This window comes from Microcoleus sp. bin48.metabat.b7b8b9.023 (assembly GCF_013299185.1).
GTDB lineage: Bacteria > Cyanobacteriota > Cyanobacteriia > Cyanobacteriales > Microcoleaceae > Microcoleus.
Window position 1 is genome coordinate 1 of the sequence record NZ_JAAFKG010000117.1, and the last position, 6,087, is coordinate 6,087.

Below are 6,087 nucleotides of genomic sequence, written 5' to 3' on the forward strand. Positions count from 1 at the left end.
TTAACAATCGAATTAAGTTGATTAAGCGACAAGCCTATGGCTTTATGAACTTTGATAACTTTCGAGCAAGGCTATTAGCTTGCTTTTCTGATTAGGTTTGCTTATCACCTTGACTCCAGAAGAGCCGCCGAACTCGTAGCGTGCGGGATGAATGAGTACGGTAGGATGCTGGACTGCCTAGAGAAAGCCGAGGTTACTTTTAGGTTTATTTTGGCAAGCCACGAGACCCCAGTCATTCACGACTACAACGGTTATTCCGGGGTAGCGAAAGCTGTTACCCACGTGATTGCTGACGGCAAAATTCAGCAAACATGGGATTTGCAATATCCAAAATACTTCGACGAAAACCACTTTCAAGAGGTTTTGACTTACATCACTGCTAACAACCTGGCTTAGAGAAGCCACACTAAAATTGACCTAAAAATCTATGGGTTCTCAAAGTAAATACAACAAGAAAGAGCTTGTTTTTGTACCGATTAAAATTGCGACTTCTGACGCAGGTGTTGAGTCTGGCGGGGTAAATTACGCCTTCTGGACAAACATTCCCGCTGGCGACAGAACGACATTAGGGCAGGTGGCAATTGCTACTCCAGCCGCTCCCCCTGTAGGGACTGTTCTGGCTAGCAGTTTTCCCAAACCGAGGCGGGCAAGCCGGCGGACTGGGCTGAGGTTTACTTCCTCGTTTTGCGCTGTTGGTTCGATTACGGCGCTTAAGGTAGCTGGGTGGAGAATCAGCAAGCAAAAGGTAACGAGACCGCCGTTGCATACAGCAACTTTAAGACCTAATTCGTTCATTCAAACTGTTTACGTTACCTTCAACGGCATTAAATACGCTTGGCAACTTCCGAAAGTGACGATTACTAACGTAACTGAAGCAGTAATCGGGCAGTTGGGTATCAAGCTTGCTGTGCCTGGAGACTTTAACGAGCTTTGTTTCGGGGCAAATGCTCCCAAGCCTCCTAAAGCTTCAGTAACTATTGGCTCTGGAGAAGGTGCCGAAGCAACATCTAAAACTTTGTCAACTTTTTACGATCCGAGCGGAGGATTGCCAACAGGATGGACGCAAACGAAAGCACCAGTAATTGCCTTCGACTAATCCTTCCTGGGGATGAGCAATTCAATGCAACATTGAGTCAAATCCCTCCGGGTTGGGAAAGCACGGCAAACGCAAAAGGCTGCTTTGGTTTTGTTCCAGACGCAGCTATGGGCGGAGTCTTGAGGGGCGTTAGTAACGCTGAATTTCAAGATTACATTCTTGGGGGGGAGTACGAACAGCACCAGCAAAATGTCTACGGCGATATGTACGTGCCACCCGAAGAATCGGAATGGTACGAAAGCGATTTCAAAGACATCGAAGAATTTCTAATTGATTGGTAGATGACCTTTGGCATCCCGTAAGATTTGTCGGTGCAGGCGGATAACCAATGGAGCTTAAGTGATTAATGGCTTGGGTTGATTTAGGCACTGTGGAACCTGTACTGGTTTGGCAGGAAACCAGCGAAAGCGCCACAGACAGACAAAACTTAGTCGGGCTGACATACATATCCAACGGATCTATTTCAGAAATCGTATCGAGATTGCTCGTTCGCCGAATTTGGCAAATCGACGGGGGTTTGCCCGTCGAAGAACAAGCCACAATTGTCTATCCATCAACAAACAAAATCTTGCTTGCTTTACCTAACTTGCCAGATGACGTTGACTTGGGCCTGGCTGTTTTCAAAATACAAATAAGGCGGTATTACCGCTATTACAGGGCAGTAATCCAGGAACCCCGTTACTACATTCGGGTCGAGGTTGCAGGAGAGCAAGCAAATCAGCCAACCGAGCAGATATTGGAGGTTGTGAGTCAATTAGAGGATTTAATTGGCCCCAATTTTTAACACGCTCAAAATCAATCAAGAGGTAATTGACCATGAACGCAGCATTTTGTCAGGCAGTTGTAGCCGCTTTTAATGTGGCTTTTCAAGCTATCAAGAAAATTGACGAACAATCCGGTGGCTCTGGCGAAACCCAGGAATCGCTTACCCAAGCGATTACATCCTTAAACGATATCGCCAGCCGGATGTCCTCAGAAGTTCTTGACATTACTCCTGAAGTTCCGACGGAACCCGCACAGTAGTAATTTAATGTGGCGAACCGGGGCAGTACCGGCGGAGGCGGGTTCTAAGCCGCAGCCTCTGAAAGCTCCTGCAAGAGCTAGCCACTTTGTGGCGTCAAAATTTCAAACTTTGCAATTGTACAAGTGGAATTAATTTCGACTCTTCTAAAAGTAGATCTAGCTGTACTAACTGTGATTCTGGGAATCGTAGGATTCTTGTGGAAATCCATCAGGGACGTTAAAGCTGATGCAAAGGCAGACGCCACCGATCGTGCTGAAGGAAAAGCCACTCTCCAGTTTTATGGAAAGCGACTTGACAGCCTTGAAAACTGGCGAGCCGCCATTTCAGAAATCAGGAGGTCGCAGTAATGCCAGTACAGGCGGCAGAAAAACTTTTAGCCGATCCAGCTGCACCAATAGACTCGCTCTTGGAACTTATCCCTTGGTTTACTAGGGATATCTTAAGTCTTCGGGCTCGAAAAAAATGTGCACAGAGTCAGGAGCTGATCGACAAAATTGACGAAGAGATAAGTGCAAGTGAGACGGCATTGGACAATATCAAAAAGGAGATTGTACGTAGATGCAGTTGTTAACTTTCACTATGGATTTAAGGGTTGCTTCCGAGCTTTTGTACGGCAACCTGAAACTTGTTTATCCCGACGGCAAGGCGATCGACTATCTGGCTACTTCGGGGTGTGCGGATTGGCAGCGGCCCGGCGACCAATGGGCGAGAGGGAAAGGCCCAATACCCCAAGGTGATTACGAGATCCCGACAGATCCTTACTGGCTGGAAACTCGCGGAATCGAAGGGTTTTTCTTTCACATTACGCCGGATCCGGTGGTTTCAGACAAGGGTGTCCGGGCTGAGCTTGGAGTTCACTTTGACGCCAACGTACCGGGTACTGCCGGTTGTATTGGGATGATCAATGAAGATGGCTGGCGCGGTTTTTGCGATCGCATGGCAGCGATCGCCGAGAGCGGCATCAAATCCTTGCCACTAAAAGTCAGATATCCCTAGTGCTGGGGATTCAATTTAACGTCATTTTATGAATGCAGGCAGAGGGTATAATTTTTGACTGCAATATAGTAGGAGTATCAGATACTTCAGTTCTGCCTTCGGACAACTACTTATCTGACTAAGGAGGCGAAAGTCGTTTTAAGGTTAAACGGTGATGTGTTATCGTTTTGTGCAAGCTTGACCATCGAATCCAACCCTGGTTCGCCGAGGCGGAGGTAAGCGGACTAAGCGAAAGTCGCTCTACCGAGATGCTAAAGCACCGGAAGGTCGGTTGGCTACCAAAACAGCAGCAGCGATGGTAGCATGAGCTGCATACCGTTTCTTTCCAACGTTGAAGCATCAAGCATCTAAACGTGGATGTATTGTAGTAGACGTAATGGAAGAATATAGATCTAAAAGCTGTTGAAAGTGTGGACAGAGCCACACAAAATTACCAGGTAACAAACAATTTGTTGCCCCTGAATGCGGTCACGCAATTGGTCGTGACATAAATGGCGCCTTTAACAAAATGTTAAAGGCTTTGAGAGATACCTCCGCGTAGTCGTGAGATTGCATCTTACCACATCGCGCCATACACAGTAGAGGCTGATTGCCAGCCTCTACTGGGTTAAATGTATCTGTCCACTATATATATATAGGGCATATGGGATGAAACATCACGCTTGTATTGCAATAGGCATCAATCAATATCAGTTACTCCAGCCTTTGAGTTATGCACAAGAGGATGCAGAGGCACTTTACGGTTTTTTGACTGAGGAGGCTGGTTTTGCGCCGGATGGATGTCTGTTGATGACGGATAGCTCGCCGTCGCTGTGGGGTCAATCTACGTATCCGAATCGGGAAAATATTCTGAAATTGACCGAAAGCCTCTGTGCGGAACATCTACAACATGGAGATGTATTGTGGTGTTTTTTTAGCGGCTACGGTGTTAGCTATGAAGGCAAGGATTACTTGATGCCTGTTGATGGCAATCCGGCTGACATTCAGGGTACGGGGATTCCGGTAGAGTTGCTGTTAAATACTCTGAAAAATGCTCCTACCGAAACGGTGTTGGTGTTGGTGGATATGAACCGCAGCCAGACAGTGAAGGCGGGAGAAACGATCGGCACTCAAACGGCAGAGCTGGCCCGGGAACTGGAAATCCCGACGGTGCTTTCTTGCCGCCCGAATCAAGTTTCGCGCGAAACTTCTGCTCTGCGTCAAGGATTTTTTACGACGGCGCTTTTAGAGGGGCTGCGATCGGGACAGTGCATGACGCTTAAGGGTTTAGACCGTTTCTTGAGCGATCGGCTACCGGAGCTGTGCGACCACCATTTGCGTCCCAAACAAGAACCTTTGATGGTGGTGAATCCTCCTGGAAAGGCTCATTTGGTGATTTTGCCTGATGCTGCTGGGGTGCCGACTTCTGCATTGGCAGGACGCAACGGCAATATGGCGGTTGCGATGGCTGATGGGATCGATCGCCCGCAAATGGTTGCGGCTACTGCTCAAATGGAGGTGCCCGAGGCAACTCGCAACGCGGTTGATGCGTCGGTTGAGAGAACTCCTGTATCGCAGCCGAATGCTGTCAGACCAGGAAGCGGTGGGGGGGGCGATCGACCGAACTCGCAACAGCCCGAGGATACGGATAACGGGGGATCGGATAAGTCATTTTTACAGCAGTTAGTTTTGTGGAGTGGAGCTACCGCTTTGGTACTGCTGTTTGGTGTTTTTCTGACGAACAGATCAATTTTTATTGGTCAGCAGGAAGGAGATCCTCGATCGCCTGCTGAGAATGCCCAAAACCCCGGGACTCAAAAATCTGCTGGTGGTGGAGTGGCGCAGAACCAACCGCGCGCGGTACAAGCAGCGACTGATAGCAAGCAGCCTCCCTCAAGCCAGCAGGTTTGGGCTGAGGCAAAAACTTTCCTCAAGGATGGTTCGGCTTCTAGTTTTAATCGAGCGGTGGTTAAGGCTCGAACGATTCCGCCTAGCGATCCGCTCTACCCGCAGGCTCAGCAGGATATTGAGCGCTGGAGTTTGGTGATTTTGGATATTGCTAACGGGCGGGCTGCTAGGGGCAATTTCTCTGGGGCGATCGGTGCGGCTAAATTGATGCCTGATGTGAATCAGGCGGTTTACAATCAGTCGAAACAGGCGATCGCTCAGTGGGAGGAGCTATCCAAAGAGCAGGATGTCAATGCTGCTTTGCTATCGGCGGCTGCGAGTCAAATTAAGCGGGGGGCTGCGTCTTCCTACAGTAAAGGCATCCAGCAAGCGAATAAAATTCAGCCCGGTCAGCCAAAGCATGAAGAAGCTCAGCAGTTGATTGGAGAGTGGAGCGGAGCTATTCTCAAAATTGCTCAGTTGCGTGCCTCTCAAGGAAAATTGAAAGAGGCAGTTGAAGCTGCTTCCCTGGTGCCGTCGGGTACCAAGAGTTATGAGCCGGCTCAAAAGGCGATCGCCAATTGGAAAACTAAGCTGCAACGGCAGAAAAAAAATTGATTTAGCTAGTTCGGCCCGAATCCCCACCCCATATTGTTTACAGATTGGGGTGGGATGAAAGCCAGGTTGATTGAGGTGGGATGGCTGAGCAATCCCGTAGGGTTCGGAAGCCATCACCGCCGAAATCGACAATCTTTGATATCATTGAACCACAGTGGGGCTGGGCGTGTTCCTCACTATAAAACGCCGTAGAGAGAAACAGTTTGGAGTATCTCGAAGGAAGATCTAGATATCCTTTACAGGACTCAGATGCCCAAACTATATTGCTTGCAATTAGTGTGGGATCGTCACTGCAATGATATAATATTGGCATGGAAAAGCAAGTGTTGACGATAGTTTGTAAGATTAACCCCACTCCTCAACAGGTTGCCAAAATAGAGACAACCCTCCAGGCGTTTGCGGATGCTTGCAACTACATCAACGAGGTCGTAGAACCCAAGATTACCCACAACGTAACCATTCAAAACCAGGTTTACGGTGAGGTGAG

9 protein-coding genes are annotated in these 6,087 nt (G+C 48.4%); all 9 read left to right on the plus strand.

The window, feature by feature from the left end; all coding sequences use genetic code 11:
• Positions 1-11 precede the first annotated feature (11 nt).
• The 9 genes from QZW82_RS31955 (at position 12) to QZW82_RS31995 (ending at position 5,600) form a co-directional block, all read left to right on the plus strand.
• Positions 12-95 carry a transposase gene (locus tag QZW82_RS31955; protein ID WP_293158237.1) on the plus strand — a complete coding sequence of 28 codons (84 nt, stop codon included), beginning with the start codon at positions 12-14 and terminating at the stop codon, positions 93-95.
• Positions 96-165: 70 nt separating this feature from the next.
• Complete coding sequence (locus QZW82_RS31960; RefSeq protein WP_293158348.1) at positions 166-396, plus strand: hypothetical protein; 231 nt, start codon at positions 166-168, stop codon at positions 394-396.
• Positions 397-427: 31 nt separating this feature from the next.
• On the plus strand, positions 428-1,096 hold the full coding sequence (locus QZW82_RS31965; RefSeq protein ID WP_293158351.1) for a hypothetical protein: 669 nt from the start codon (positions 428-430) through the stop codon (positions 1,094-1,096).
• A 32-nt stretch (positions 1,097-1,128) separates the two neighbouring features.
• Positions 1,129-1,377, plus strand: a complete 249-nt coding sequence (locus QZW82_RS31970) for a hypothetical protein (RefSeq protein WP_293158354.1) — start codon at positions 1,129-1,131, stop codon at positions 1,375-1,377.
• Between the two features lie 65 nt (positions 1,378-1,442).
• Positions 1,443-1,880 (plus strand): hypothetical protein, encoded by a 438-nt coding sequence (locus QZW82_RS31975; RefSeq protein WP_293158357.1) that lies wholly within the window; start codon positions 1,443-1,445, stop codon positions 1,878-1,880.
• A 32-nt stretch (positions 1,881-1,912) separates the two neighbouring features.
• A complete protein-coding gene (locus QZW82_RS31980) occupies positions 1,913-2,119 on the plus strand; it encodes a hypothetical protein (RefSeq protein WP_293158360.1) in 207 nt (68 codons plus the stop codon).
• 123 nt (positions 2,120-2,242) lie between these two features.
• Positions 2,243-2,467, plus strand: a complete 225-nt coding sequence (locus QZW82_RS31985) for a hypothetical protein (protein ID WP_293158363.1) — start codon at positions 2,243-2,245, stop codon at positions 2,465-2,467.
• A 211-nt stretch (positions 2,468-2,678) separates the two neighbouring features.
• Positions 2,679-3,116 (plus strand): hypothetical protein, encoded by a 438-nt coding sequence (locus QZW82_RS31990; RefSeq protein ID WP_293158366.1) that lies wholly within the window; start codon positions 2,679-2,681, stop codon positions 3,114-3,116.
• Positions 3,117-3,764: 648 nt separating this feature from the next.
• Positions 3,765-5,600: a caspase family protein gene (locus tag QZW82_RS31995; RefSeq protein WP_293158369.1), complete on the plus strand. Its 1,836-nt coding sequence runs from the start codon at positions 3,765-3,767 to the stop codon at positions 5,598-5,600.
• Positions 5,601-6,087: the final 487 nt, after the last annotated feature.